A 26,928-nucleotide genomic window follows, 5' to 3' on the forward strand; every position below is an offset into this window, starting at 1 on the left:
CGCGATTCTACAAACCGCCACCCCGGCGAATGCCCGGCGGTGATGCTAGGCTTGCGCCTTTGTCCACCCGCCGCTGTTGACCACCGTGTACCTCCGACCGCCGCTCCCCGATCCGCTGGCTGCCCGCGCGCCCGCGCGCCCCGCTGTACGCCCGCTGGCCTGGCTTGTGGCTCTCGCATGGGCCGGTGGCTCGACGCTGGCCCAGGCCCAGCCCGCTGCGGCCGATGAAGGCCGGCTGCAGCAGGTGCGCCCGCTGCGCCCCAGCACGCTGATGCAGGAAACCTACCCTGAGGCGGTCCGCTCCCAGCAGCCCGTCTACGTGCGTGGCGACGCGCTCAGCGGCCAGCCGGACATCAATGCGGTGATCGAGGGCAATGCCGAACTGCGCCGCGGCGACACCATGATCCGCGCCGACCGGCTCGAATACCAGGTGCCCGACGACCGCGTCAATGCCTCGGGCGCCGTGCACATCAACCAGGCCGGCAATGTCTACGAAGGCTCGCAGCTGGACCTGCAGGTCGATGCCTTCAAGGGCTTTTTCGACAACGCCGGCTACCGCTTCCTGGCCAACGGGGCCTACGGCAAATCCTCGCGCGTGGACTTCATCGACCGCGACCATGCCGTGGTCCATGACGCGACCTACACCACCTGCCAGCGCGATGACGAAGCCACCTGGCAGCCGGCCTGGATGCTGCGCGCCCGGACCTTGCACATCGACATGGCCGAGGAAGTCGGCGTGGCCGAAGGCGCGGCCCTGCAGTTCAAGGGCGTGACCGTGCTGCCCGTGCCGCGCATGAGCTTTCCGCTGTCGGACAAGCGCAAGTCGGGCCTGCTGCCTCCCACCATGGGCCTGGACAAGCTCAGCGGCATCGAATACACGCAGCCCTACTACTGGAACCTCGCGCCCAACCGCGACATGACCCTGTATCCCTCGGTCATGAGCAAGCGCGGCGTCAACCTGGGCGCCCAGTTCCGCTATCTGGAGCCCACCTATTCGGGCGAGGCCTACGCGGCCTACATGCCGGGCGACCGCCAGCGCGACCGTGACCGCTGGGCCTACTCGCTGCAGCACCGGGGCGTCATCAGCTCGCCCATCGGCGGCCTGGGGTTGAACATGAACCTCAACCGCGTCAGCGACGACAACTACTGGCGTGATTTCCCGCTGGCCGCCCGTACGCTGCGCGAGCGCCTGCTGCCCAGCGACGTGAACCTGTCCTGGGCGCGTGGCGACGGGGTGCTGACCCTGCGCACCCTGTACTGGCAGACCATGCAGGACGCATCGGCGCCCATTGCCCCGCCCTACGGCATGAAGCCGCAGCTGCAATGGCGCTACACGCCGCTGGACCTGCCGCACGGCCTGGACTTCAGCTTCGTGGCCGACACCACGCGCTTCGAGATCGACAAGCCCCTGGCCGGCATGACCTACAACAACGGCCAGCGCAGCTACATGCAGGCGCAGCTGAGCCGTCCCTTCCTGTCGCCGGGCGCCTTCATCACGCCCAGGATCCAGTTGCACACCAGCAACTACCAGGTGGACCGCCTGATGAGCAACGGCAGCCGCAATGCCTCGCGCACGCTGCCCACGGTCAGTGTGGACAGCGGCCTGGTGTTCGAGCGCGACACCACGCTGTTCGGCCGCCAGCTGCTGCAGACCTTCGAGCCGCGCGCCTTCTACACCTACACGCCCTACCGCGACCAGAGCTTTCTGCCGCTGTACGACACGGCGCGCAACGACTTCAACTTCGCGAGCATCTACTCCGAAAACGACTACAACGGCCAGGACCGCATTGCCGACAACCACCTGCTGACCCTGGGCGCGACCACACGCCTGATCGACGGGGCCACGGGCGCGGAGAAGGCGCGCTTCGGCATTGCGCAGCGCGTGCGTTTCTCCGACCAGAAGGTCATCCTGCCCGGCGAGGTGCCTGCCACCAGCCGACTGTCCGACGTGCTGCTGGGTGCGGCCATCAACTGGACCGATGCCTGGTCCACCGAAGGCACGACCCAGTACAACCGCGACCTGAACCGCCCGGTGCGCACCACCTTCGGCGCGCGCTACAGCCCCAGCTCCTACCGCACGGTGAACGTGGCCTACCGTACCCAGTACGACACCGTGGCACGCACCGATGCCAGCAAGCTGGTCGATGTGGGCTGGCAATGGCCCATCAACGACCTCTGGGGCGACAAGGGCCGTGACCTGGGGGCCGGCCGTGGCCAGGGCGGCGGCCGCTGGTACACGGTGGGCCGGCTGAACTACAGCCTGAAGGACCGCAAGCTCGTCGATACCGTGGTCGGGCTGGAGTACGACGGCTGCTGCTGGATTGGCCGCGTGGTGCTGGAGCGCCTGCAAAGCTCCATCACCCAGTCCAACACCCGGCTGCTGTTCCAGATCGAGTTCGTAGGCTTCTCGCGGCTGAGCCTGGGTGCCGACCCGCAGCGCAGCCTCAAGCAGAATGTGCCGCGCTACCAGTACCTGCGCGAGTCGGTGACGCCGCCCAGCCGCTTCACCAATTACGATTAGAGCCAAGGCTCCAAACACGCTTTTTGCAAGGCATCTCTCCCATGCGTTTTCTTTCCCAGACCCATTGCTGCGCAGCGGCCGCTGTGGCGCTGGCCTTGCTGGCCACCACAGCCCAGGCGCAAGGCCTGCGTGTTCCGGGCCAGTCCAGGGCGCCCCAGGCCGGCGATGCCTCCGTCTCGCGCGCGCTGGACGCCACCAACCAGCCCTTGTCGCGTGATCGCGGCGGCAATGCCGGCGTGCGCTCGGCCGACTACATCGTGGCCGTGGTCAACTCCGAGCCCGTGACCAACAACGAGGTGCGGGCCCGCATGGCGCGCGTGGCGCAGAACATTGCCGAGCAGGGCGGCCAGATGCCGCCCGAGGCGCTGCTGGCCCGCGAGGTGCTGGAGCGGCTGATCGTGGAAAAGGCCCAGCTGCAGGAAGCCAAGGACACGGGCCTGCGCGTGGATGACTACGCCGTGGACCAGGCGCTGACCAATGTGGCGCGGCAAAACGGCCTGGACAAGGCCGGCCTGCAGTCACGCCTGCGGGCCGAGGGCGTGAACGAAAAGCAGTTCCGCGAAGAACTGCGCCGCCAGATCACGATGCAGCGCCTGCGCGAGCGCGATGTGGACGGCCGCGTGCGCGTGACCGAAGCCGACATCGACCGCTACCTGGCCGAGCAGCGCAGCGGCGGCGCCGACAAGGCGCCGGCGGCCGTGAACCTGGGCCACATCCTGATCGCCGTGCGCGAGGATGCCAGCCCCGCCGAAGTGGCCGAGCGCGAAGCCCGCGCCAAGCAGGCTGCCGAGGCGGCCCGCACGCAAGGCGACTTCCTGGCCGTGGTCAAGGAGTTCTCCGATGTGCCCGACGGCCAGGGCGGCGGCGCCATGGGCATGCGCCCGCTGGACCGCTACCCCGAACTGTTCACCAAGGCCGTGGGCCAGACGCCGCAGGGCGGCATCGTCGGCCCCTTCCGTTCGGGCGCGGGCTTTCACGTGCTCAAGGTGCTGGAGAAGTCGCAGGCCGGCATGCCTTCCGTGGTCACGCAAAACCATGCGCGCCACATCCTGCTGCGCATCGGCGACCAGATGACCGAGGCCGATGCCGCCAAGCGCCTGGCCGACTACAAGCGCCGCGTGGACAGCGGCCAGGCCAGCTTCGAATCGCTGGCCCGCGAGTTCTCGCAGGACGGCAGCGCGCGCAACGGCGGCGATCTGGGCTGGGCCTCGCCCGGCCAGTTCGTGCCCGAGTTCGAGCAGGTGCTCAATGCGCTGCAGCCCGGGCAGGTCAGCGACCCGCTGGTCTCGCGCTTCGGTGTGCACCTGATCCAGCTCATCGAGCGCCGCCAGGCCGCGCTGACGCCGCGCGAGCAGCGCGACATGGTGCGCAACGTGGTGCGCGAGCGCAAGCTCGAAACCGACTACCAGACCTGGCTGCAGGAGCTGCGTGGCCGCGCCTACGTCGAGTACCGCGAGCCCCCGCAATAAGACACCCCCCAAGCAGCCATGGCTGCGGCAGTCCACAATGGAAGGCGGTGCCATGGCGCACCGCCTTGCTTTTTCTATGAAACACATTCCTCGCAAACGCTTCGGCCAGAACTTCCTGACCGATGGCGGCATCATCGACGGCATCGTGCGTGCCATCGATCCCCGGCCGGGCCAGTCCATGGTCGAGATCGGTCCGGGCCTGATGGCCCTGACCCAGCCCCTGGTCGAGCGCCTGGGCCGGCTCACCGTGATCGAACTGGACCGCGACCTGGCCGTGCGCCTGCGCCTGCACGAGCAGCTCGACGTGGTCGAGTCCGACGTGCTCAAGGTGGACTTTCGCGCCATCGCTGCGCGCCTGGGCGTGCCCAAGCTGCGCATTGCGGGCAACCTGCCCTACAACATCTCCAGCCCCATCCTCTTTCACCTGCTCGAGCAGGTGGACGTGGTCGAGGACCAGCACTTCATGCTGCAAAAGGAGGTCATCGACCGCATGGTGGCCTCTCCGGCCACGGCGGCCTATGGGCGGCTGACGGTCATGCTGCAGTGGCGCTATGCGATGGAGAGCGTGCTGTACGTGCCGCCCGAGAGCTTCAATCCGCCGCCCAAGGTGGACAGCGCCGTCGTGCGCATGGTCCCGCGCGAGGCGCCGGCGGCCCTGGACGCGAAGCTGCTGGAGGAGATGGTGCAGGTGGCCTTCAGCCAGCGGCGCAAGATCCTGCGCAACACGCTGGGGCGCTGGCTGGAAGCCAAGGGCTTTGACGGGGAGTTCGACCTGCAGCGCCGCGCCGAGGAAGTGCCGGTGTCCGAGTACGAGGCACTTGCAGCCCGGTTCAAGCGCAGCTAGACGCAGGTGGCGCACGGCGCCAGCGCCCGCATGGGACGCTGGCGCCGTGCCATCAATGTGCGGCTCTTACAGGAAAGAGTAGAAGCAGCGGAACGGGACCTTGCGCTCGGCCCAGTACTCGGCCGCGTCGCGGAAGCTGTCCAGCAGCTGCTCGCGCACTTCCTTGTCGAACTTGGGCGTGGTCGGGATCTGGTCGAGCACGAGCACAAAGCCCGGCTGCGGGCCGGCCTTGTGGATGGGGTCGGTCAGGCAGTCGTAGAGCGCGTCGAAGTTCTTGCCGAAATGCGCGGGGAAGAAGAACTGCGTGGCCAGCAGTTCCAGGATGTCGGCCTTGGTCTGCGCATGGGCCAGGTTGGCATACAGGAAATGGCACCCCAGCGTCTCGGCCGCCTGTTGCAGATCCTCCACCCTGTAGGCGCGGATGGACTGCACGATGTTGGCGCGCACGTTCCGCAAAGGGGTGTCCGGGATCTTACGAAGTGGTGCATCCATCTCCGTGGCTCTTTCTCTAACGTGGATGTGGCCTGCGGGTACGGGCACGTGGCCTGCGGCGTCCCCGGGCTGTGGATGAAATGCAGACCCCTGCCAGCGCACTGCGTCGGACGCGGAGGGTCGAACTGGCTGCAAAGACTGGGTCGAGGTCATTCGATGATCTTGCGAAAGCTGCTGTAGTGGTCGCTGGTGTAGTAGCAGGCATCGGGCTGCTGGGGCTCTCCGCCGCAGACGATGCGGCGGGCTCCGCGGTCACGCGAGCCGGGCGTGCGCACCGTGTACTCACGGTAGTAGCCGCGCGACTGGCGCGGCAGAATGCGCTCGCGGTTGCCGAACACCGTGCCGTCCTTGTCGTGGGCAAAAGGCCCGCCGCGCAGGATCAGCGTATAGGTGGAACGGCCTTCGCGCGGCAGCTCTGACAGGGTGACGGTGGCCATGGCCGCCGTCGAATCCGCGCTCTCGGGCGCCGAGCGGCGCGCATCAGCGAGCGAGGGCGACAGCACAAAGGCGGCCCCGACGATGAGCGCTAGACCGGACTGGTACGCCTTGGCGGCGGCTGCCTTCAGCATCAACTACACCTTTCAGAAATCCAGGGAAGCCCTGAAATCTCGACCCGCTAGTGTGACGGAACACCCCTCAAAATGCAAGTTCTGCCTAAAAAACAGGCAGCTTGACCGAGGAAATGTCTGGGGATTGAACAGTGAGAAGGCAACTCTGCGTCTGAGTTGCCTTCCATTCAATGCAAATACCGCCCGTTGTCTCAAAAACGCGCGCGGCCAAAACGAGGGACACCGAGCAAGGGCCGCCCCGCAGCGAGGGTGTCGTCCCCCTCCCGCGAAGCGAGAGAGGGCGCCGTGCACACGGGGGAAGCGGCGAAGCCGCTCAGGGGGTGCTTAACGGTTAGCGTTAGCGTCCGCCACCGTCAGCGCCGTCATGTTGACGATGCGGCGCACCGTCGTGCTCGGCGTGAGGATGTGCACGGGGCGGGCGGCGCCCAGCAGCACGGGGCCGATGGCAATGCCGCCGCCAGCGGCCTGCTTGAGCAGGTTGTAGCTGATGTTGGCCGCGTCGATGTTGGGCATGACCAGCAGGTTGGCATTGCCCAGCAGCGTGCTGTTGGGCATGAGCTGGGCGCGGGCCTTGCCGTCCAGGGCCACGTCGCCGTGCATCTCGCCGTCCACTTCCAGCCAGGGGGCCTGCTCGCGCAGCAGCTCCAGGGTCTGGCGCATCTTGACGGCGCTGGGCTGGTTGCTGGAGCCGTAGTTGGAGTGCGACAGCAGGGCGGCCTTGGGCTTGACGCCGAAGCGCATCATTTCCTCGGCGGCCATGATGGTGATCTCGGCCAGCTGCTCGGCCGTGGGGTCGTAGTTGACGTGGGTGTCCACCAGGAAGACCTGGCGGTCGGGCAGCAGCAGGCCGTTCATGCAGGCATAGGTCTGCACGCCGGCGCGGCGGCCGATCACCTGGTCCACGTACTGCAGGTGGTGCGATGTCTGGCCCCAGGTGCCGGTGATCAGGCCGTCCACTTCGCCCTTGTGCAGCAGCATGGAGCCGATCAGGGTCAGGCGGCGGCGCATCTCGATCCTGGCGATGGGCACGGTGATGCCCTTGCGCTCGGTCATGCGGTGGTAGGTCTGCCAGAAGTCGCGGTAGCGCTCGTCGTGCTCGACGTTGACCACGTCGTAGTCCTGGCCCTCCTTCAGGCGCAGGCCGAACTTCTCGATGCGCTGGGCAATGATGGCCGGGCGACCGATCAGCGTGGGGCGCGCAATGCGCTCGTCCACCACGATCTGCGCGGCGCGCAGGATGCGCTCTTCCTCGCCTTCGGCATAGGCCACGCGCTTCTTGGTGGCCTTCTTGGCCGTGGCGAACAGCGGCTTCATCATCGTGCCCGAGGCGTAGACGAAGGTCTGCAGATGGGCGCGGTAGGCATCCATGTCCTGGATCGGGCGCTGGGCCACGCCGCATTCGGCGGCAGCCTGGGCCACGGCCGAGGCGATCTTCATCATCAGGCGCGGATCGAAGGGCTTGGGGATCAGGTACTCAGGACCGAAGCTCAGCTGCTCGCCCACGTAGGCTGCCGCCACTTCCTCGCTCTGCTCGGCCTGGGCCAGTTCGGCGATGGCGTGGACGGTGGCGATTTCCATCTCGGTGGTGATGGTGGTCGCGCCGCAGTCCAGCGCACCGCGGAAGATGTACGGGAAGCACAGGACGTTGTTGACCTGGTTGGGATAGTCCGAGCGGCCCGTGGCGATGATGGCGTCGCTGCGCACGGCCTTGACATCTTCGGGAACGATTTCGGGGTTGGGATTGGCCAGCGCGAAGATCACCGGGCGCGCGGCCATCTTGACCACCATGTCCTGCTTGAGCACGCCGCCAGCGGACAGGCCCAGGAAGACGTCGGCGCCTTCGATGACCTGGCCCAGGGTGCGCAGCTCGGTGGCGCGTGCGAACTGGGCCTTGTCCTCGTCCATCAGTTCGGTGCGGCCTTCGTAGACCACGCCGGCCAGGTCGGTGACGAACACGTTCTCCCGGCGCAGGCCGACCTTGAGCAGCAGGTTCAGGCAGGCCAGGGCGGCAGCGCCCGCGCCCGAGGCGACGAGCCGGACCTCCTCGATCTTCTTGCCCGCGACCTTGAGCGCGTTGACCATGGCCGCAGCCACGGTGATGGCCGTGCCGTGCTGGTCATCGTGGAAGACGGGGATCTTCAGGCGGCGGCGCAGTTCGCGCTCCACGAAGAAGCACTCGGGCGCCTTGATGTCTTCCAGGTTGATGGCGCCGAAGGTGGGCTCCAGCGCGGCGATCACGTCGACCAGCTTTTGCGGGTCCTTCTCGTTGATCTCGATGTCGAAGACGTCCACGCCCGCGAACTTCTTGAACAGGACGGCCTTGCCTTCCATCACCGGCTTGGAGGCCAGCGCGCCGATGTCGCCCAGTCCCAGCACGGCCGTGCCGTTGGAGATCACGGCCACCAGGTTGCCGCGCGCCGTGTACTTGAAGGCGGCGGCCGGGTCCTTGACGATCTCTTCGCAGGGCGCTGCCACGCCGGGCGAGTAGGCCAGGGCCAGGTCATGCTGGTTGGCCATGGGCTTGGTCGGCACGATGGTCAACTTGCCGGGCTTGGGAAACTCGTGGTATTCGAGTGCGGCACGGCGCAGCTGGGCACGTTTATCGGAAGGGGTCGGGGCCGTGTTGTCGGACATCAAGCGTCTCCAGCGAAGGCATGGCCAACGCACGCGCGGATCAGCCCGCGTGCCGTCGGCCGAGGTAGGGGGGAACCGATTGTAGGCCGACAGGCAATAGCCGGGCCCTGCTGTGAAACTGTTGTGATGCCTGGTTGCCCAATGTCCTGCGGCGGCGGCGGTCTTTGCTTGCGCGGCGCCGCAAAGCCGGGCAATCAGATGGCGTCCATCAGATGGCGTCCAGCGGAAACACCGGGCGGCTGACCCGGGCGAACGGAAAGCGCGAATAGTCCGAGGTGGTCACGCCGGGGCTGTCGCACTCGACCAGGCCGGCCGACAGCGGCACGAAGACGGGCCGGCAGTACATGCGCGACTTGAGCAGCACGAAGCGAAAGCGCGTCGGGTCCATGCCCACGCAGTGGAACACGCCCAGGTCCCAGGGCTCGTGCGTCTGCTCGGTGATCACGATCTGCGCTGCGCCCGTGTCCAGGCAGACCGTGCGGCCCATGTGGCAGCGCTGGCCGGTGTAGATGGGGCCGCTGACCGTGTAGGCGCCGTCGCTGACGGCGCGCACCGTGCCGCGCAGCCGCAGCGGCTGCTTGTGAAGGCCTATGCCTTCGAGCGAGACCTTGTTGCCCAGCGCGATCTCCACCTCGGTGCCTTCGCCGGCCGCCGTGAGCGAGGCAACCGCTTCGGGGTCGCACAGCGGGCCCACGGCAATGCCTGACAGGCCCAGCTCCAGCGCGGTCTGCAGCACGTCCATGGTGTCGCAGGTGCCGCCGGACATGCAGTTGTCGCCATGGTCGAGCAGCAGCACGGGGCGGTCGGCTCCCTCGGCCAGGGCCTGGGCGCGGCGCAGCGAATCGGCCAGCGGCTCGCTGCGGTAGACGAAGTCGGCGCGGCGCTGCCAGATCCGGGCGGCCAGCGCGTCCACGCTCGCCTGGGTGGCCGCGCGCTCGTCGGTCCTGCAGGTGGCGACCACGCTCACGCAGGGCGCGGCGATGTCGGCCAGCGAGAAGCCGCCGAACACCGAGACCGCGGGCAGACCCTCCGCTTCCAGGGCGCGCGCTGCGTTCACGGCGTCCAGCATGGGGCCGTCCAGCGTGGTGCTGCGCAGCGTGTGGCTCATCAGGGGCAGGCGGTGCCAGCACACGGCGTAGCGCGCGCGGCCGGCCAGCATGTCCAGCAGCAGCCGGCCCGCGTGCTCGCCGGTCTCGTACATGTCGATGTGCGGATAGGTCTTGAAGCCCACCATCACATCGGCATTGCCCACCATTTTTTCGGTGATGTTGCCGTGCAGGTCCAGCGCCACGCCAACGGGCACGCCGGGCGCGGCGGCGCGCACGCGTTCGAGCAGGTCGCCTTCGCCGTCGGCGCTGTTCTCGGCCACCATGGCGCCGTGCAGGTCCAGCAAGATGGCATCGCAGCCCGGCGCGGCCGCCACGATGCGGCGAGTGAGTTCGTCATAGGCGGCCGCATGCACGGGGCCGCTGGGATTGGAGGTGGCCGACACGGGCGTAACCAGGGTGGCGCCCGCCGCCTCGGCCAGGTCGATGAAGGCGGCCATGGCCGTGCGCATGCCCTTGTTGGCCGAATAGGCGGCCTCGCCATAGGTGGGCGCAAACGCCTCAATGGGCGTGGGCACGGGCGAGAAGGTATTGGTCTCGTGGTTGAGCCGGGCGATCAGGATCTTCATGCCGGCACCCCGCCGTCCGCTGCCTGCACCACGCCCGCGGCCGCCAGCATGGCGCGCAGCAGCACGTTGCAGCCGGCCTCCAGGTGGGCGGGCTCGGCATCCTCGATCTCGTTGTGGCTGATGCCGTCGGCGCAGGGCACGAAGATCATGGCGGCAGGCGCCACGCGCGCCAGGTAGACGGCATCGTGGCCCGCGCCGCTGACCACGTCCATGGCGCTGTAGCCCAGGTCGGCGGCATTGGCGCGCACGGCCTCCACCAGGTGCGGCGTGAAGGGCTGGGGCGGGAAGTAGACGACCTGCTCCACGCCAACGGTCACGCCATGCGCGGCCGCAATGCGCTCGCAGGCCGCGCGCAGTGCGGCGTCCATGTCCAGCAACTGGCCGTCGTCCGGCGCGCGCAGGTCCACGCTGAGCTTGACGCCGCCCGGGATCACGTTGCGCGAGTTGGGAAACACCTCCAGCGATCCCACGGTGCCGCGCGCATGCGGCAGGCGGTCCAGGGCGATGCGGTTGACCTCGGCCACAATGCAGCTGGCGGCCAGCAGGGCGTCGCGGCGCAGCTCCATGGGCGTGGGGCCGGCATGGGCCTCCATGCCCTGCACGCTGACGTCGTACCAGCGCTGGCCCAGCGCGGCGCTGACCACGCCGATCACGCGTTCATGGTTTTCCAGCACCGGGCCCTGCTCGATATGGGCCTCGAAATACGCGCCCACCGCAGGCGCCGGGCCGGCCGGCCCGGCATAGCCGATGGCGCGCAGCGCCTCGTCCACGCTCACGCCCTGGGCATCGCGCTGGGCCAGCGCATGCTCCAGCGTGAAGGCATTGACGAACACGCCCGAGCCCATCATCACGGGCACGAAGCGCGAGCCTTCCTCGTTGGTCCACACGGCCACTTCCAACGGGGCGCGCGTGCGCACGCCGCCATCGTTGAGCGTGCGCAGCACCTCCAGCCCGGCCAGCACGCCGTAGTTGCCGTCGAACTTGCCGCCCGTGGGCTGGGTGTCGATGTGGCTGCCCGTCATCACGGGCGGCAGCGCATCGTCCAGGCCTGCGCGGCGCGCGAAGATGTTGCCGATGGCATCGACGCGGATGCTGCAGCCGGCCTCGCGCGCCCACTGCACGAAGAGATCGCGCCCCTGGCGGTCCAGGTCCGTCAGCGCCAGGCGGCACACGCCGCCCTTGGGTGTGGCGCCTATGCGCGCCAGGTCCATCAGCGATTGCCACAGGCGGGCGCCGTCGGTGCGCAGCCCGGCCGCAACGGCGGCGGCTGCAAGAGGGGTACTGAGATCCATGAATGACTCCTGGGAATGCGAAAGGCGGTGGATCAGGCGATCCCTACACCGAGATACCGGTCCTTGATGGCGTCATCGGCCAGGAAAGCGGCATTGCCTGCCTCGTGCGCAATCGCACCCTGTTCGATGATGTAGTGGCGGTCGGCCAGCTGGGTGCAGACCTCCAGGTTCTGCTCCACCAGCAAGATCGCCACGCCAGCGGCCTTGATGGTCTTGAGCTGGGCCACGATCTCCTCCACGATCACGGGCGCCAGGCCCTCGACGGGCTCGTCCAGCATGAGCAGGCGCGGCGCGTTCATCAGGGCGCGGCCTATGGCCAGCATCTGCTGCTCGCCGCCCGACAGCTGCCCGCCGCCGTTGCCGCGCCGCTCCTTGAGGCGCGGGAAGATGCGGTAGATGTCGGCCAGTTGCCAGGGCGAGCGCTTGCGCTGGCCCAGCAGCAGGTTCTCCTCCACCGTGAGCAGCTTGAAGATGCCGCGGTGCTCGGGCACCAGGCAGATGCCGCGCTGGGCCACCTGGTGCGTGGCCAGCCGGTGCACGGGCTCGCCGCCGAAGCGGATCTGCCCCTGCGAGGGCTGCATCACCCCCGCGATGGACTTGAGCGTGGTGGTCTTGCCCGCGCCGTTGCGGCCCAGCAGCGTGACCAGCTCGCCGTCCTGCACCTGCAGCGACACGCCCTGCAGCACATGGCTCTTGCCGTAGTGGGCGTGTATGCCCTCGACCGAAAGCAGGGGACCGCTCATGCCTTTCCTCCCGTGATCATGTTGCCCAGATAGGCGCTGCGAACGCGCTCGTCGGCGCGGATCTCGTGGGGCAGTCCTTCGGCCAGCACGCGGCCCTGCTGCATGACGGTGATGGTGTCGGAGATGTCCATGACGATGTTCATGTTGTGCTCGATGAGCACCACGGTGTGCTCATCCCTGAGGCCCTGGATCAGGCGCTTCATCTCGTCCAGGTCATCGATGCCCATGCCCGAGGTCGGCTCGTCCAGGAAGATGGCCTTGGGCCGCGCGGCCAGGGCCATGCCCACCTCCAGCCGCCGCTGCTGGCCGTGCGAGAGGTTGCCGGCCGGCGTGTCCGCATGGCGCTCCAGGCCCAGGCGCGAGAGCACGCTGGCCACGGTGTCGGCCAGGGCGCGAGCACCCACGGGCGCGTTCCAGCAGTCCAGCGCCCTGGCGGGCGCCACGCCCTGGGCGGCCAGGCGCAGGTTCTCGCGCACGGGCAGGGTCAGGAACAGGCTGGTGACCTGAAAGGACCGTGCCATGCCACGCCGCACGCGGCGGTGGTCGGGCTCGCGCGTCACGTCGTGGCCGTCAAAGACGATGCGCCCGCCGCTCACGCTCTTGGTGCCCGTGAGCATGTGGAACAGCGTGGTCTTGCCCGCGCCGTTGGGGCCGATCACCGAGTGCACGGTATGGGCGCGCACCTTGAGGTCCACGCCGCCCAGGGCGACGAACTTGTCATAGCGCTTCTCGACGCCCACGGCCTCGAGCAGGATGGGAGATGCTGCGGCGCTCATGCCTGGCCTCCTTTGGTTTCTGCAGCGGCCGCCGCGGCATCTGCCGGCCCTTTGCGGCGCACCAGGGCCCACAGGCTCTCGCCCAGGCCCCACAGGCCGCGCTGCAGGCCCAGGCTCACGATCATCAGCACCACGCCCAGCAGCAGCAGCCAGCGCGGCCACAGCGTGGACAGCCAGTCGCCCAGCAGCACATAGAAGGCCGCGCCCAGCACCGAGGCCAGCAGGTTGCCCGTGCCGCCGATCACGGTCATCACCAGAATCATTTCGCTGGTGTGGTACTCGGCATTGGACAGCGGGGCGATGCCCGTCATCATGGCGTGCAGCGCGCCGGCCAGGCCCGTGACTGCGCCCGAGATCACGAAGGCCTGCAGCTTCAGCAGCCTCAGGTCGTAGCCCACGGCGGCGGCGCGCTCCTCGTTGTCGCGCACGGCCAGCAGCGTGCGGCCGAACATGGAGTCGCAGACGCGGCGCAGCAGCCAGAACACCACCAGAAAGAGCACGGCCACAAAGCCGTAGTACTGCCAGGGCGTGGCCAGCGGCCACAGCGTCTGGCCGGCCACCGCGAGGGCGGGGCGGGGCACATCGAGCAGGCCGTTGTCGCCGCCGGTGATGTCCGTGGCCGAGTAGGCGATGAAGTAGAACATCTGCGCAAACGCCAGGGTGAGCATCACGAAATAGGTGCCGCGCTGGCGTATGGCCACCCAGCCGACGATGGCCGCGCCCACGGCGCCCATGGCGGTGGCGGCCAGCAGGGCCAGCGGCATGGGCAGGGGCCAGCGTGTCAGCAGCAGGGCGATGGTGTAGCTGCCCAGCCCGAAGAAGATGCCCTGCCCGAAGGACAGCAGCCCCGTGTAGCCCAGCAGCAGATTGCAGCCCATGGCCGCGAGGCCGAAGATCAGCACTTCGCTGGCCAGCGAGCCCGACTGCATGCACAGCGGCATGGCCACCACGATGGCCAGCGCGAGAAGGAGATGGGAATGCCTGGTCATGGTCTTCATCCTTTGCGGCCCAGCAGGCCATGGGGTCGCAGCAGCAGCACGGCGGCCATGGCCACGTAGATCATCAGGCGCGCGCCCTCGGGCCACAGCGTGCTCATCACGCTTTGCACGATGCCGATCAGCAGGCCGCCGACCAGTGCGCCGCCGAAGCTGCCCAGCCCGCCCACGACCACGATCACGAAGGCCACGCCCAGCGCCTCCACGCCCATGAAGGGCTCTGCGCCGCGTATGGGCGCGGCCAGCACGCCGGCCAGCGCCGCCGTGGCGGCGCCCAGCGCGAACACCAGGCTGAAGATGCGCAGCACGTTCACGCCCAGCAGGGACACCATCTCGGTCGATTCGCTGCCCGCGCGCACCGCGCTGCCCAGCCGCGTGCCTTCCAGCAGCCACCACAGCAGCACGGCCAGCACGGCGGTGAAGCCGATCACGAACAGCCGGTACTTGGGATAGACGAAGCTGCCCCACATCACCACGCCCTGCAGCAGATCGGGCACGGCCACGCTGTCGCCCAGCGGGCCCCATTGCACGATCACCAGCTCCTGCACCACCAGGGCCAGGCCCACGGTGACGATGATGTGGAACTCATGCGCCTTGGCATACACATGGCGCAGCATGAGCTTTTCCACCAGCCAGCCCAGCGCGCCCACGGCCAGCGGCACCACGACCAGGGACAGCCAGAAGCTCATGCCCCAGCGCGTCATCTGGTAGCAGAAATAGGCGCCCAGCAGGTAGAAGGCACCGTGCGCGAAATTCACGAAACGCAGCAGGCCGAAAACGATGGACAGGCCCACGGCCAACAGGAAATACAGCATGCCTATGCCGATCCCGTTGATGGTCTGAAGCAGATAGATGCTCATACAGGGTCCGAAACGATGGACGAAGGAGGCGAAGTGCCCGGTGGCTCTGAAGCACGCCGGTCATGGTGCTGTGCCTATGAAACTGGCGCAGCCTAAGTGAGGGACACCGAGGAAGGGCCGCCCCGCACCGAGGGTGTCGTCCCCCTCCCGCGAAGCGAGAGAGGGGGAAGGCGCGCAGCGCCTCAGGGGGAGCTCTAAACCAGCTTGCAGCCGGTCTGGTCTACGGGCAGGAAGGACTTGCCGGAGCTGACCACATCCACGTAGTCGTCCTTGTTCTTCATCTTGGACTTGGCCTTGCCCTTGAGCAGGTAGTAGTTCTTGAGCACCTGGTGGTCTGCCTTGCGCACCTCTTCCTCGCCCGTCAGGCCCTGGTACTTCATGCCTTCCAGCGCGGCGACTACGGCCTTGGGGTCGACCGTGCCGGCCTTGACGATGGCATCGATCATCAGCTTGGTGCAGATGTAGTGGCCGGCCAGGCTGTAGTTGGGATTGGCCTTGAACTTGTCGTTGCAGCGCTGCACCAGATCACGGTTGAGCGGCGTGTCCACCGTGTGCCAGTACTGGGCGCCGAAGTACACGCCGTCGCACAGGTCGGCGCCCAGCGACTCGAACTGCTCCAGCCCCGAGGCCCAGGCGATCAGGATGGTCATGTTCTTGTTCATGCCGAAGCTGATGGCCTGGCGCAGCGTGTCCGAGGACTGGGCGCCGAAGTTCAGCAGCAGCAGCACGTCGGGCTTGGCCGCCACGGCATTGGTCAGGTAGCCGCTGAACTCCTTTTCGGTCAGCGAGTGGTAGCTGTTGCCCACATGCTCGATGCCCTTTTCCTTGAAGATGTTCTTGGCCGCCGTGAGCAGGCCGTCGCCGAACACGTACTGCGGCGTGATGGTGTACCAGCGCTTGGCCTTGGGCAGGGATTCGATCAGCGGGCGCACGGTCTGCTCGATGGCGCCGAAGGTGGGTGCCGACCAGCGGAAGGTGGCGCTGTTGCAGTCCTTGCCCGTGATCTCGTCTGCGCCTGCGGTGGTGATGAAGATGCCGCCGGCCTTCTCGGCCTCCTTGCCCATGGCCAGCGCCTCCGACGACAGGATGCCGCCTGCGAAAAAGCGCGTGCCCTGCTGCTGCGAAGACTCCTGCAGCTTGCGCACGGCCGTGGCGGGCTTGCCCTCGGTGTCCAGCACGGTGTAGGCCAGCGGGCGGCCCAGCGCCTTGCCGTATTGCTCTATGGCCAGCTTCATGCCCAGGTCCGCGTACTTGCCGTTGGCCGCGAAGGCGCCCGACATGGGCACGGGGCAGGCGAACTGGATGCTGTCCTTGGACTGCGCCCAGACGCTGCGGCCCAGGCCCAGCGATGCGGGCAATGCGCCCAGTGCCGAGAGTTGCAGGAGGTGACGACGTTGCATGGGATCTCCGTGATGGGGACTGAAGGCGCTGCGGCCCGGGTACGCTTTTCAGAGCAAGTTGCATGCCAGTCGAAACGGGTGCGTGCAGGCTCCTTGATTCATATTTATAGTGATAAATAGAAGGAATAGGGCGCGTGCTAACCCTAGGCGCAAACGCCCACGCGCCATGGCGGTGCATACTGCACCAAACCCGTATGCAGACTGGGCGCGGACACGATCCGGTGCCCTTCCGGAGAACACAACAATGGCTACACCCAAGTCGGCCCCCCTGGCGATCCGGCAGCTCAAGCGCCCGGATCTGGTGGCCCAGGAGATCAAGCGCCTGATCACCGAAAAGAACCTCAGCCCCGGCGACCGCCTGCCGCGCGAAAGCGAGCTGCAGGCCCAGTTCCAGGTCAGCAAGGGAACGATCCGCGAGGCTCTCAAGTCGCTGGAAGTGCAGGGGCTGATCACCATCTCCACGGGCCCTTCGGGCGGGGGCATGGTCGTGGAGGTGCCGCTGGACCGCACGCTGCAGTTCATGCAGAACTACCTGTTCTTCCAGGAGGTGACCATCGACGACATCTACACGGTGCGCCAGATGCTGGAGCCCGAGCTGGCGGCAGGCGCCGTGCCCCATCTGACCGAGGCCGATTTCGAGGCCCTGGAGCACAGCATCGCCTGCTGCGATCCCACGCAAAGCAGCGACGACCTGGTGAGCCAGCGGCGCGAGGACGTGAACTTCCACGACATCCTGGCGGCCGCCAACCCCAACCCGTTCCTGCGCTTCACCTGCGAGCTGATCAACGAGATGATCCGCCAGCTCATCGTCTTCGCCAACCGTACTCCGCAGGCCGAGCACCGGCGCTTCGGCGAGGCCAATGCGCAGTTCCACCGCAGCATCGTGCAGGCCGCGCGCGAGCGCGATGCTGCGAAGGTGCGCGCATTGATGCAGGAGCACATGCGCGATGCGGCCAGCAGCGTCAAGCGCATGAAGGGCCGCATCCAGGGCCGGCTCATCCTCGATGCCGACAGCCTGCGCAGCCCGCGTCCGCGACGCGCCGTGCAGCCGGTGGAAAAGGCCGCAGCGACAGCGCCAGGGACTGCGTCAAAAACAACGGCAAGGGCGAGCGCAAGGACCACCGCAAAGGCCCCCGTAAAAACCATCCCAAAGGCCTCCGCAAAGACGGCTGCGAAGGCTCCGGCAAAGTCGCCTGCAAAGGCCACGTCCGCGCGTCCCGCTGCCGCACGCAAGCGCGCGGCCTCCTGAGCTGTCCCGCACCGGTCATCGGCGCCCCACGCCACGCGTTTCGCGCTGCCCGCTGCTGGTATGCTGCCGCGCGCTTGGCCTTCACGCATTCCCCTCACGAGACAACAGCATGAGACAAACCCCTTTCGCATCCTCCCGCACCCCGGTGCGCCGCGCAGCCCTGTGGCACGCCCTGGCCGGCGGCCTTGCGCTGGCGGCCACGCTGGCGGCGCCCCTTGCCCATGCCCAGGGCGCAGGCAGCTATCCGTCCAAGACCATTCGCCTGGTCGTGCCCTTCGCACCCGGTGGCTCCACCGACATCCTGGGCCGCCTGCTGGCGCAAAAGCTGGGCGAGAGCATGCACACCACGGTGGTGGTGGACAACAAGCCCGGTGCCAACGGCACCATCGGCTGCGACCTGGTGGCCAAGGCGCCGGCCGACGGCTACACCGTGGTGCTGGGCGACGTGGGCTGCATGGCCATGGCCAAGGGCCTGTATACCAAGCTGCCCTATGACCCGCTGCGCGACTTCGCGCCCATCAGCCTGGTGGCGCGCAGCCCGCTGGTGCTCACCGTGGGAGCGCAAAGCCCGTTCCACTCACTCAAGGAGCTGACGGCGGCGGCCCAGGCCCAGCCCGGCAAGCTCAACTACCCCTCGTCGGGCACGGGCGGACCCAACCATCTGGGCGCCGAGCTGTATGCCATGCAGGCCAAGGTCAAGATCGGCCACGTGCCCTACAAGGGCAGTGCGCCTTCGGTGGTGTCGCTGGCCGCCGGTGAGACCGACTTCGGCTTTCTCACGGCCGTGACCATTGCCGCGCAGCTCAAGGCCGGCAAGGTGCGCGCGCTGGCCGTGGCCCACAACGAACGCCTGCAGTCCATGCCCGACGTACCCACCATGTCGGAGGCTGGCCTCAAGGACTTCACGGCCGATGCCTGGTTCCTCGCGGCCGTGCCCGCAGGCACGCCCAAGCCCATCGTGGACCGGCTCTACGCCGAGATCGCCAAGGCCCTGCCCGCGCCCGAGGTCAAGGAAAAGCTGGACGCCATGGGCGTGCTGCCCTCGGGCCTCAAGCCCGATGCCTCCGCCCAGTTCCTGCGCGTGGAAGTGGACAAGTGGCGCGATGTGATCAAGAACGCGGGCATCACGCTGGACTGATTTCGCAGCCTTGCCGTTGCCATGCAAAAAGCCCCTGCGGCCTCACGGCCCAGGGGCTTTTCTCATGTGCCGGAGATGCTCAGTTCGTTTCGGTCAGGGCATCGCCCAGGGCGCTGACCAGCCGCTCGATCTCGGCCTTCTCGCTGATGAAGGGCGGCGCGATCTGGATGGTGTCGCCGCCGTAGCGCACGTAAAAGCCCTTGTCCCAGCACTTCATGGCGATCTCGTAGGGACGGCGTGCCGGCTCGCCGGGCAGCGACTCGATGGTGAAGCCCGCAGCCAGGCCGAAGTTGCGGATGTCGGCCACATGCTTTGCTCCCTTGAGGCTGTGCACGGCCTGCTCGAAGAACGGGGCCAGCGCGCGCACGCGGCCCGGGCCGTCCTCGCGCTGCAGCAGGTCCAGCGCGGCCACGCCCGCCGCGCAGGCAATGGGGTGGGCCGAGTAGGTATAGCCGTGCGGGAACTCCAGCATGTACTCGGGGCCGCCCGCTGCCATGAAGGTGTCGTAGATCTCCTTGCTGGCCACCACGGCGCCCAGGGGCTGGGCGCCATTGGTCACCTGCTTGGCGATGTTCATGATGTCGGGCGTGACGCCGAAGGCCTCCGCCCCCGTCATGGCGCCGCAGCGGCCGAAGCCCGTGATGACCTCGTCGAAGATCAGCAGGATGTTGTTCTGCGTGCAGATCTCGCGCAGGCGCTGCAGGTAGCCGGCCGGCGGAATCACCACGCCGGCCGAGCCCGAGAAGGGCTCGACGATGACGGCTGCGATGTTGCTGGCGTCATGCAGGGCGATCAGGTCCAGCAGCCGGTCGGCCAGCGCGCGGCCATCGGTGGTGGGCATGCCTTTGTGGAAGGACCCCAGCGCCGGCTGCGTGTGCGGCAGGTGGTCGGCCTCCACGCCCTGGCCGAAGGTCTTGCGGTTGCCCACCATGCCGCCGACCGAGATGCCGCCGAAGTTCACGCCGTGGTAGCCCTTCTCGCGCCCGATCAGCCGGGTCTTGCCGCCCTGGCCCTTGGCGCGCCAGTAGGCGCGTGCCATCTTCAGCGCCGTGTCGGCGGCTTCCGAGCCCGAGCCCGTGAAGAACACATGGTCCAGGCCTGCGGGCGTCAGCTCCTTGATCTTGTTGGCCAGCGCGAACGAGGCCGGGTGGCCGAACTGGAAGGCCGGCGCATAGTCCAGCTGCTGGGCCGCGCGGCCGATGGCTTCGGCGATCTCGCGGCGGCCATGGCCCAGGCCCGAGCACCACAGGCCCGACAGGCCGTCGAAGATCTTGCGGCCGTCGGCATCGGTGTAGTAGGCGCCCTGGGCGCTGGTGATCATGCGCGGGCGCGCCTTGAACTCGCGGTTGCCGGTGAAGGGCATCCAGTGGGCCTCGAGCCAGGCGGCATCGGTGCGCGTGGCGGGGGCGGCGCTTTGTTCGGTGGGAACCAGGGTCATGGCGATCTCCTCGAGCCTAGGGAAGAAATGTGGATCGGCCCATTGTGAGCGCGCTGTTTGATTTCGCGAAGAGCGCGATATCGAGGTTTACTTGCATATTTCTGCAAGTGACCAAGCGCCTGCCGGTCGCGGCATGGCGTGCGCGCATTGGGGGAATCCGTCGCCACTGCCGCCCCGTGGCTCCCCTATAGTGGCTCCCCTGTAGCGGTGGCCATGTCCGGCAAGCACACCGGGAGGCGAATGGCGATGGCGGAATTTTCTCTGGAGACCCCTGCGAGCCGCCGGGCACGCGATGGCCGTGCGCGCGCGGCGCTGGGCCAGCTGGGCGACATGGATCTGCGCCTGCTGCGCGTGTTCAAGGCTGTGGTCGAGTGCGGCGGCATGTCGGCTGCCGAGCTGGAACTGAACATCGGCAGCTCCACGCTGAGCCGCCACATGAAGGACCTGGAAGAGCGCCTGGGCCTGACGCTGTGCCGGCGCGGGCGCGCCGGCTTCGCGCTCACGCCCGAAGGCCACCGCATCTACGAGGCCACGCTGCAGCTGCTGGGCGGCGTGGAGGGGTTTCTGGGCCAGGTGGACGACATCCATGGCCGGCTGGCCGGCACGCTGGACGTGGCGCTGTTCGACAAGACCGTGGGCAATCCGCAGTCACGCATCCCCGAGGCGATAGGCCTGCTGCACGATCAGGCGCCGCAACTGCACCTGCGGCTGCACGTGGCCTCGATACAGGCCATCGAGCGCGGACTGATGGAGGGGCGCTGGCAGGTGGGCGTGCTGCCCTCTGCACCCAGTTCGGGCGCGCTGGACAGTGCCCGGTTGTTCGGCGAGCGCATGCAGCTGTACTGCGCTCCCGGCCATCCGCTGCATGGCGCCGACCATGGCGGGCTGGACTGGGACAGCCTGGGCGCACATGCCTTTGCAGGCCTGGGCTACCAGTCACCCAATATGGCGCTCAGCCACCAGGCCGGCCTGCAGCGCCAGGCCACGGGTTTTGACCAGGAGGCCATTGCCATGCTGGTGCGTTCGGGCCGCTACCTGGGATTTCTGCCCGACCACTATGCACAGGCCATGGAGGGCCAGGGTCTGCTGCAGGCCGTGGCCCCCTACCGGTTCTTCTATCTCTGTGATTTCTTCGCGGTCTGGCGCAGTGCCGTGGTGCCTGGGCGTGCAGCCCGTGTGTTCATCGACGCGCTGCTGGGCGTGCACCGTGAATGAACGGCTTTGCCACAGCCTTGGCAAGAGGAAAATCACAGGTTTGCGAAGAGGCTATGCACAGCTTTTCACACAGCTTGTGCACATATTTTCCAGCGTATGCGCTTGACAATGTTTGGCATTGTGACCGGCGCCGGGGCTTCAGTCCGCCCCGATGCGGTCGAAAGGCATGTATGGATTCCGTGCCGGCCATGGGCCGCACGGGCAGCGCCTTGATACCAACGATTTCGCATTTCCCGGGTTCTTGCACCATGCGCCTCCATGTCCACCTCTCTTGCCGCCACGGCAGGGCCGGGTTTCAGCCCGTGCCGCCATCGACCATCCTTGCCAGGGTTTCGGTCAGCCAATTGCCGAATGAGGCGTCCGCGCTGAAGGACCGCAGGGGCGTGGGCATGTTCGTGCTCCTGGCGGGTTCAGGCCGCAGCCGCAGTGGCTGCTGCAGGCGACGCCATGCCGGCGCCCGCGTCGGCACGGCGGCGCAGGCCGCGCTCCCACAGCTTTTCATGGAAGAAGAAGGCCACGGCCTGCACCGTGGGCTCCAGCAGGCTGAGCGTCAGCGCGGCCCAGAGATTGCGGGTCACGGCATAGGCCACGGCCGCTGCCACGGTGACATGGATGACGTAGTAGCTGGCAGTCTTCAACAGCGTGCGGCGGTGGTGGTGAAGGGTCTGGCGGATGCGGCTCATGGGGCTCTCCTCGGGATGAGACTCCATGCTAGGTGCGCGGAATAGTTATGGCCAATCGAAAATGATCATCAAAGTTATAAACACTATCGATGGCCGGCGGTTGCGTGCTGCGGCCTTGTGCCATGCCGGGGGCGCGCCATGAGCTGGGACCAGATTTTCGTGCTCGGCTGGGCGCCGCATCCGCAATGGTTCCAGTGGCTGCATCCGGGCCTGGTGACGCTGTCGGTGCTGGTGGCCGTGGCCACGTCGGTGATGGCCATGCAGATTGCCGGGCTGGCGCGCGATGCCGCGTCGCCGCGCATACGCCGCGTGGGCGTGCTCACGGGCGCCTTCTGCCTGGGCGCGGGCATCTGGGCCATGCACTTCATCGGCATGCTGGCCTTCGTGCCCTGCACCTTTGGCGACTACGACCCCTGGATCACCACGCTGTCCATGCTGCCCAGCATGCTGGCGTCCTGGCTGGCGCTGACGCTGATGGTGCGGCCGCAGCTGTCCACGCAGGCGCTGGTGGGCGGCGGCGTGCTCATGGGGCTGGGCATTGGCTCCATGCACTACATCGGCATGGCGGCGGCCCAGACCTGGACCTCGATGCTCTACGACCCCTGGGGCGTGCTGCTGTCGGTGATCGTGGCGGCAGGCATGGCCATGCTGTCGCTGTGGGTGCGCTTCAGGCTGGGCAACACGGGCCGGCTGTGGCCCACGCTGGTGGCCGGCATCGTCATGGGCCTGGCCATTTCCTGCATGCACTATGCGGGCCTGTATGCACTGCGCCTCAAGCCCGAGATCGATGTGCTGGCGCAGGTGGAGTCGCCCACGCATGCGCTGCTGGTGTTCTCCATCGTCGGCATGGTGGTGCTGATCTTCGGTCTGGTGTTCGCGGTCAACATGACGCTGCGCTACCGCCAGATCTACCGCCAGGTGCAGCGCAGCGAATCGCGCCTGCGCGCCGTGGTGGAGACGGCAGTGGACGGCATCGTGATGATCAACGGGCGCGGCAGCATCGTGTCGTTCAACGGTGCGGCCGAGCGGCTGCTGGGCTGGACGGCGCAGGAGGTGGTGGGCCGCAGCGCCAGCCTGCTCATGCCCGCGTCGGGCTGCGATGGCGATGGCGGCTCGCTGCAAAAGCATCTGGCCACGGGCTTTGCGGGCCTGCTGGGCTCCAGCCGCGATATCAACGCCATGCACAAGGACGGCACGCAGATCGCCGTGCGCTTGGCCGTGGGGCGGGTGGCGATTGCCGGCGATCCGCTGTACGTGGGCTTTGTGACCGATATCCGCGAGCGCCGCCAGATGCTGCAGTCGCTGCGCCGCAGCGAGGAGCAGTACCGCACCCTGATCAACAACGTGCCCGGCACCACGTTCCGCTGCCTGTACGACGGCAAATGGACGCCGCTGCTGCTCAGCCGCTCCATCGAGGAGTTGACGGGCTGGACCGAGCAGGATTTCACCGATGGCCTCACGGGCTGGGACCGGCTCATCCACGCCGAGGACCGCGACCGGCTGGAGGCTGCGGTGGCGCATTCTCTGGCGCGGCGCCAGACCTACAACGCCGACTACCGCCTGCTGCACCGCGACGGCAGCACGCGCTGGGTGTCCGAGACCGGGCGCGGCGTCTTCAACGAACAGGACGAACTGACCTGGATCGACGGCGTGATCATGGACCAGACGGCGGCGCGCGCGCGCAATGCCGAGTTCGAGGGCACGGTGCGCGCCATCGACCTGTCGCTGGCCACCATCGAGTACGACCTGCGCGGCCATGTGCTGCGCGCCAACCGCAATTTCCTGGACCTGTTCGGCTACCGGCTCGACGAGGTCGCGGGCCGCCACCACGGCATGTTCTGCGAGCCCGGCTATGCGCATTCGCCCGAGCATGTGCAGTTCTGGCGCCACCTGGCCGAGGGCGAGTTCCAGGCCGGCGAGTTCCTGCGCTGCGGGCACGAGGGGCGGCGCATCTGGGTGCAGGCCACCTACAACCCCATACGCGGTGCCGACGGCCGGCCCTACAAGATCGTCAAGCTGCTCACCGACATCAGCGCCCAGCGCAAGCTGGCCCAGGAGCTGGTGCTGGCCAAGGAGCATGCCGAAGCCGCGGCCGCCGCGCGCAGCACCTTCCTGGCCAACATGAGCCACGAGATCCGCACGCCCATGAACGCCATCATCGGCTTCACCGAGGCGTTGCGCGAAACGGCGCTGCAGCCCACGCAGGCGCGCTACCTGGACACGGTGCACTACGCGGCGCGCTCCATGCTGCGCCTGCTCAACGACATCCTGGACACGGCCAAGCTCGACAAGGGGGCGGTGGAGCTGGAGATAGAGGACTTCTCGGTGCGCGAGCTGTGCCAGCAGATCCTGGCATCGCTGCGCATCACGGCCGATCGCAAGGGCCTGGACCTGCGCCTGGACTACGACCCGCACACGCCGGCCGCGCTGCGCGGCGACGGCATGCGTGTGCAGCAGATCCTGGTGAACCTGCTGGGCAATGCCGTGAAGTTCACCGAACGCGGCCATGTGCTGCTGCGCGTGCGCTACGAGCAGGGCGTGCTCCAGCTCGATGTGCATGACACGGGCATAGGCATCGCGGCCGAGAAGATCCACCGCATCTTCGACCCCTTTGCCCAGGCCGACGCCTCGACCACGCGGCGTTTCGGCGGCACGGGCCTGGGCACGACCATCTCGCGCCAGCTGGCCGAACTCATGGGCGGCAGCATCCAGCTGCACAGCACGGTGGGCGTGGGCACGGTGTTCGAGGTGCGCCTGCCCCTGCCGGTCGGCGAGAGCCCGCTGTCCGAGCGCGGGGCGGCCAGCCGCGGCCTGCCGCCGCTGCACATCCTGGCGGTGGACGATGTGCCCGAGAACCTGGAGCTGCTGCAGATCAACTTCTCCAGCCAGAACCACCAGATGGTGCTGGCCCACGACGGTGCCGAGGCGCTGCGCTGCGTGCAGGCGCAGGAGCCGCCTTTCGACGTGGTGCTGATGGACCTGCAGATGCCGGGCATGGACGGCCTGGCGGCGGCGCGCGCCATCCGTGTCTGGGAGCGGCAGCTGCAGCGCCGGCCCGTGCCCATCGTCGCGCTGTCGGCCAGCGTGCTGGAGAAGGACCGCAGCGACGCCACCGCCGCCGGCATGGACGGCTTTGCCTCCAAGCCGCTGGACATGGCGCGGCTGCAGGCCGAGATCGCACGCCTGCTGTCGCTGCAGGTGGCGCTCAAGGAGGCCAGGCCGCCCGCGCCCGCCAGCGCCCAGCCGGGGCTGCCTGATGTCACGGTGGACTGGGCCTCGGGCATTGCGCTGTGGGGCCGGGTCGATCCGCTGGTGGCCGCCATTCGGCGTTTCCTCAATGAACAGCTGGACCTGGCCGACCGCCTGCGCCGTGCCCTGCAGCGCCCCGGACCCGAGGCCTTGATCGGCCTGGCGCACCGCGTGCGCGGCGCGGCCGGCAACCTGGGCCTGCAGGCCGTGTACCGGCTGGCATCGCGCCTGGAAGGCCTGGCGCAGGAGGGCGCCGGGCAGCCGCAGCTGCTTGCCCTCATCGACCAGCTGCACCAGGCGCTGGATGCCGTCGCGCGCGAGCTGCGCCAGCGCCACCCGGCCGCCATGCCGATGGCCGAGGCGCAGGGGGCGGCATCGGGCGAGGCGCCGGGCCAGGCGCAGGGCCATGCGTGGGCGCAGGCCGAGGGCGATGCGGCGCCCCAGGCGGGCGCACCCGCCCTGCCTGCCGATGCCCGGCCCTGGCTGGAGCGCATCGTGGCCGCCTTGCACAGCGGGGAGCTGGACGGGCAGGCCATGCAGGCCCTCGTGCGCATGCTGACGGCCGAACAGCTTCAGCCGCTGCAGCAGGCACTGGATAATTTCGACTTCGAGCGCGCGCAGGAATGCGCCCAGCAGTTGCAGCAGCAACTGCCCTCGAACGATGGAGACAGAGCATGAATGCGCCCAATCTATTGGCAACGGACAAGCGCCCGCGCCTGCTGCTGGTCGATGACGACCCGACCAACCTGCATGTGCTGCGCCAGATCCTGGGCGAGGATTACCGGCTCTCGTTCGCCACGGACGGGCGCAAGGCTCTGCAGCTGGCCCAGCACCAGCCGGACCTGATCCTGCTGGACATCATGATGCCCGAGCTCGATGGCTACGCCGTGTGCCGCCAGCTCAAGGCGCAGGCCGACACGGCCCGCATCCCGGTGATCTTCATCACCGCCCTGTCGGACGGACAGGACGAGGCCCTGGGCTTTGCCTCGGGCGCGGTGGACTACATCGTCAAGCCCGTGCGCGCGCCCGTGGTGCGGGCGCGGGTGCGCAACCACCTGTCGCTGGTCAAGCTCGACGAGCTGCGCAGCACGCGGCTGCAGATCGTGCAGCGCCTGGGCCGCGCGGCCGAGTACCGCGACAACGAGACGGGCATGCACGTGATCCGCATGAGCCACTACGCCAAGACACTGGCCTTGGCGGCCGGCTGCACCGACGAATGGGCGGACGACCTGCTCAACGCCGCGCCCATGCACGATGTGGGCAAGATCGGCATCCCCGATGCCATCCTGCTCAAGAACGGCCCGCTGACGGCCGAGGAATGGACGGTCATGCGCCGCCATCCGCAGATCGGCGCCGAGATCATCGGCGAGCACGATTCCCAGGTGCTGCAGATGGCCTACAGCATCGCGCTGACCCACCACGAGAAATGGGACGGCACGGGCTATCCGCAGGGCCTGGCGGGCGAGGACATCCCGCTGGCCTCGCGCATCGTGGCCGTGGCCGACGTGTTCGATGCCCTCACCACGGAACGCCCCTACAAGCACGCGTGGACGGTGGACGACGCCATGGATCACATAGAGCAGCAGGCCGGCGCCCACTTCGACCCGCGCCTGGTGCCGCTGTTCATCGGCCTGCGCCCGCAGCTGGAAGACATACGCGAGCGCTGGAAGGATTGACGGGGAACCG

General features: G+C 68.0%; 20 protein-coding genes. 8 read left to right on the forward strand and 12 right to left on the reverse strand.

Going from position 1 to position 26,928, the window contains the following annotated elements; translation table 11 throughout:
• Nucleotides 1-85: 85 nt before the first annotated feature.
• The 3 genes from ACF8O7_RS19560 (at nucleotide 86) to rsmA (ending at nucleotide 4,834) form a co-directional block, all read left to right on the forward strand.
• Nucleotides 86-2,521 (forward strand): LPS-assembly protein LptD, encoded by a 2,436-nt coding sequence (locus tag ACF8O7_RS19560; RefSeq protein ID WP_126312534.1) that lies wholly within the window; start codon nucleotides 86-88, stop codon nucleotides 2,519-2,521.
• A gap of 41 nt (nucleotides 2,522-2,562) precedes the next feature.
• On the forward strand, nucleotides 2,563-3,990 hold the full coding sequence (locus tag ACF8O7_RS19565) for a peptidylprolyl isomerase (RefSeq protein WP_126312533.1): 1,428 nt from the start codon (nucleotides 2,563-2,565) through the stop codon (nucleotides 3,988-3,990).
• A gap of 76 nt (nucleotides 3,991-4,066) precedes the next feature.
• Nucleotides 4,067-4,834 (forward strand): 16S rRNA (adenine(1518)-N(6)/adenine(1519)-N(6))-dimethyltransferase RsmA, encoded by a 768-nt coding sequence (gene rsmA / locus ACF8O7_RS19570; protein WP_126312532.1) that lies wholly within the window; start codon nucleotides 4,067-4,069, stop codon nucleotides 4,832-4,834.
• A 66-nt stretch (nucleotides 4,835-4,900) separates the two neighbouring features.
• Here the strand turns inward: rsmA and ACF8O7_RS19575 are convergent, their stop codons facing one another.
• The 10 genes from ACF8O7_RS19575 to ACF8O7_RS19620 form a co-directional block, all read right to left on the reverse strand.
• Nucleotides 4,901-5,326, reverse strand: a complete 426-nt coding sequence (locus ACF8O7_RS19575) for a barstar family protein (protein ID WP_126312531.1) — start codon at nucleotides 5,324-5,326, stop codon at nucleotides 4,901-4,903.
• A gap of 149 nt (nucleotides 5,327-5,475) precedes the next feature.
• Complete coding sequence (locus tag ACF8O7_RS19580; RefSeq protein ID WP_016447232.1) at nucleotides 5,476-5,895, reverse strand: ribonuclease domain-containing protein; 420 nt, start codon at nucleotides 5,893-5,895, stop codon at nucleotides 5,476-5,478.
• Nucleotides 5,896-6,219: 324 nt separating this feature from the next.
• Complete coding sequence (locus tag ACF8O7_RS19585; RefSeq protein ID WP_016447231.1) at nucleotides 6,220-8,529, reverse strand: NADP-dependent malic enzyme; 2,310 nt, start codon at nucleotides 8,527-8,529, stop codon at nucleotides 6,220-6,222.
• Nucleotides 8,530-8,737: 208 nt separating this feature from the next.
• Nucleotides 8,738-10,204, reverse strand: a complete 1,467-nt coding sequence (locus ACF8O7_RS19590) for a M81 family metallopeptidase (protein ID WP_126312530.1) — start codon at nucleotides 10,202-10,204, stop codon at nucleotides 8,738-8,740.
• Nucleotides 10,201-11,496, reverse strand: a complete 1,296-nt coding sequence (locus ACF8O7_RS19595) for a Zn-dependent hydrolase (protein ID WP_209670367.1) — start codon at nucleotides 11,494-11,496, stop codon at nucleotides 10,201-10,203. Before ACF8O7_RS19595 ends, ACF8O7_RS19590 begins: the two co-directional genes overlap by 4 nt.
• A gap of 32 nt (nucleotides 11,497-11,528) precedes the next feature.
• Entirely contained in the window at nucleotides 11,529-12,239 is a 711-nt protein-coding gene (locus ACF8O7_RS19600) for an ABC transporter ATP-binding protein (protein ID WP_013804788.1), read from the reverse strand.
• Nucleotides 12,236-13,015, reverse strand: coding sequence for an ABC transporter ATP-binding protein (locus ACF8O7_RS19605; protein WP_012207823.1), 780 nt, complete (start codon nucleotides 13,013-13,015; stop codon nucleotides 12,236-12,238). The genes ACF8O7_RS19600 and ACF8O7_RS19605 overlap by 4 nt, the downstream gene beginning before the upstream one ends.
• Nucleotides 13,012-14,004 (reverse strand): branched-chain amino acid ABC transporter permease, encoded by a 993-nt coding sequence (locus tag ACF8O7_RS19610; protein ID WP_026062103.1) that lies wholly within the window; start codon nucleotides 14,002-14,004, stop codon nucleotides 13,012-13,014. Before ACF8O7_RS19610 ends, ACF8O7_RS19605 begins: the two co-directional genes overlap by 4 nt.
• A 5-nt stretch (nucleotides 14,005-14,009) precedes the next feature.
• A complete protein-coding gene (locus ACF8O7_RS19615; protein WP_012207821.1) occupies nucleotides 14,010-14,870 on the reverse strand; it encodes a branched-chain amino acid ABC transporter permease in 861 nt (286 codons plus the stop codon).
• A 194-nt stretch (nucleotides 14,871-15,064) separates the two neighbouring features.
• On the reverse strand, nucleotides 15,065-16,270 hold the full coding sequence (locus ACF8O7_RS19620; RefSeq protein ID WP_034365479.1) for an ABC transporter substrate-binding protein: 1,206 nt from the start codon (nucleotides 16,268-16,270) through the stop codon (nucleotides 15,065-15,067).
• 244 nt (nucleotides 16,271-16,514) lie between these two features.
• On the opposite strand from ACF8O7_RS19620, the gene ACF8O7_RS19625 reads away from it, so the two are divergent.
• Both ACF8O7_RS19625 and ACF8O7_RS19630 read left to right on the forward strand, forming a co-directional pair.
• A complete protein-coding gene (locus ACF8O7_RS19625) occupies nucleotides 16,515-17,519 on the forward strand; it encodes a FadR/GntR family transcriptional regulator (protein ID WP_016454211.1) in 1,005 nt (334 codons plus the stop codon).
• Nucleotides 17,520-17,628: 109 nt separating this feature from the next.
• Nucleotides 17,629-18,657 (forward strand): tripartite tricarboxylate transporter substrate binding protein, encoded by a 1,029-nt coding sequence (locus ACF8O7_RS19630; protein ID WP_016454212.1) that lies wholly within the window; start codon nucleotides 17,629-17,631, stop codon nucleotides 18,655-18,657.
• 79 nt (nucleotides 18,658-18,736) lie between these two features.
• On the opposite strand, the gene ACF8O7_RS19635 is transcribed toward ACF8O7_RS19630, so the two are convergent.
• Entirely contained in the window at nucleotides 18,737-20,095 is a 1,359-nt protein-coding gene (locus ACF8O7_RS19635) for an aspartate aminotransferase family protein (RefSeq protein WP_016454213.1), read from the reverse strand.
• Nucleotides 20,096-20,341: 246 nt separating this feature from the next.
• Between ACF8O7_RS19635 and ACF8O7_RS19640 the strand changes: the two genes are divergently transcribed.
• Complete coding sequence (locus ACF8O7_RS19640; RefSeq protein ID WP_016454214.1) at nucleotides 20,342-21,310, forward strand: LysR family transcriptional regulator; 969 nt, start codon at nucleotides 20,342-20,344, stop codon at nucleotides 21,308-21,310.
• 410 nt (nucleotides 21,311-21,720) lie between these two features.
• Here the strand turns inward: ACF8O7_RS19640 and ACF8O7_RS19645 are convergent, their stop codons facing one another.
• Nucleotides 21,721-21,993: a DUF2061 domain-containing protein gene (locus ACF8O7_RS19645; RefSeq protein WP_046238009.1), complete on the reverse strand. Its 273-nt coding sequence runs from the start codon at nucleotides 21,991-21,993 to the stop codon at nucleotides 21,721-21,723.
• A 138-nt stretch (nucleotides 21,994-22,131) separates the two neighbouring features.
• Between ACF8O7_RS19645 and ACF8O7_RS19650 the strand changes: the two genes are divergently transcribed.
• Nucleotides 22,132-25,920, forward strand: coding sequence for a PAS domain S-box protein (locus ACF8O7_RS19650; RefSeq protein WP_126312528.1), 3,789 nt, complete (start codon nucleotides 22,132-22,134; stop codon nucleotides 25,918-25,920).
• Nucleotides 25,917-26,918 carry an HD-GYP domain-containing protein gene (locus tag ACF8O7_RS19655; RefSeq protein ID WP_016447218.1) on the forward strand — a complete coding sequence of 334 codons (1,002 nt, stop codon included), beginning with the start codon at nucleotides 25,917-25,919 and terminating at the stop codon, nucleotides 26,916-26,918. The genes ACF8O7_RS19650 and ACF8O7_RS19655 overlap by 4 nt, the downstream gene beginning before the upstream one ends.
• The last annotated feature ends 10 nt before the right edge of the window (nucleotides 26,919-26,928 follow it).

Source organism: Delftia sp. WSY_16, assembly GCF_043104415.1.
In the GTDB taxonomy this organism is placed as follows: domain Bacteria; phylum Pseudomonadota; class Gammaproteobacteria; order Burkholderiales; family Burkholderiaceae_C; genus Comamonas; species Comamonas tsuruhatensis.

Bases quoted from the DNA above. Each gene is read 5' to 3' on its own strand.
- ACF8O7_RS19565 (WP_126312533.1), top strand. From the start codon at position 2,563: ATGCGTTTTCTTTCCCAGACCCATTGCTGCGCAGCGGCCGCTGTGGCG.
- rsmA (WP_126312532.1), top strand. From the start codon at position 4,067: ATGAAACACATTCCTCGCAAACGCTTCGGCCAGAACTTCCTGACCGAT.
- ACF8O7_RS19575 (WP_126312531.1), bottom strand. From the start codon at position 5,326: ATGGATGCACCACTTCGTAAGATCCCGGACACCCCTTTGCGGAACGTG.
- ACF8O7_RS19580 (WP_016447232.1), bottom strand. From the start codon at position 5,895: ATGCTGAAGGCAGCCGCCGCCAAGGCGTACCAGTCCGGTCTAGCGCTC.
- ACF8O7_RS19585 (WP_016447231.1), bottom strand. From the start codon at position 8,529: ATGTCCGACAACACGGCCCCGACCCCTTCCGATAAACGTGCCCAGCTG.
- ACF8O7_RS19590 (WP_126312530.1), bottom strand. From the start codon at position 10,204: ATGAAGATCCTGATCGCCCGGCTCAACCACGAGACCAATACCTTCTCG.
- ACF8O7_RS19595 (WP_209670367.1), bottom strand. From the start codon at position 11,496: ATGGATCTCAGTACCCCTCTTGCAGCCGCCGCCGTTGCGGCCGGGCTG.
- ACF8O7_RS19600 (WP_013804788.1), bottom strand. From the start codon at position 12,239: ATGAGCGGTCCCCTGCTTTCGGTCGAGGGCATACACGCCCACTACGGC.
- ACF8O7_RS19605 (WP_012207823.1), bottom strand. From the start codon at position 13,015: ATGAGCGCCGCAGCATCTCCCATCCTGCTCGAGGCCGTGGGCGTCGAG.
- ACF8O7_RS19610 (WP_026062103.1), bottom strand. From the start codon at position 14,004: ATGACCAGGCATTCCCATCTCCTTCTCGCGCTGGCCATCGTGGTGGCC.
- ACF8O7_RS19615 (WP_012207821.1), bottom strand. From the start codon at position 14,870: ATGAGCATCTATCTGCTTCAGACCATCAACGGGATCGGCATAGGCATG.
- ACF8O7_RS19620 (WP_034365479.1), bottom strand. From the start codon at position 16,270: ATGCAACGTCGTCACCTCCTGCAACTCTCGGCACTGGGCGCATTGCCC.
- ACF8O7_RS19625 (WP_016454211.1), top strand. From the start codon at position 16,515: ATGGCTACACCCAAGTCGGCCCCCCTGGCGATCCGGCAGCTCAAGCGC.
- ACF8O7_RS19630 (WP_016454212.1), top strand. From the start codon at position 17,629: ATGAGACAAACCCCTTTCGCATCCTCCCGCACCCCGGTGCGCCGCGCA.
- ACF8O7_RS19635 (WP_016454213.1), bottom strand. From the start codon at position 20,095: ATGACCCTGGTTCCCACCGAACAAAGCGCCGCCCCCGCCACGCGCACC.
- ACF8O7_RS19640 (WP_016454214.1), top strand. From the start codon at position 20,342: ATGGCGGAATTTTCTCTGGAGACCCCTGCGAGCCGCCGGGCACGCGAT.
- ACF8O7_RS19645 (WP_046238009.1), bottom strand. From the start codon at position 21,993: ATGAGCCGCATCCGCCAGACCCTTCACCACCACCGCCGCACGCTGTTG.
- ACF8O7_RS19650 (WP_126312528.1), top strand. From the start codon at position 22,132: ATGAGCTGGGACCAGATTTTCGTGCTCGGCTGGGCGCCGCATCCGCAA.
- ACF8O7_RS19655 (WP_016447218.1), top strand. From the start codon at position 25,917: ATGAATGCGCCCAATCTATTGGCAACGGACAAGCGCCCGCGCCTGCTG.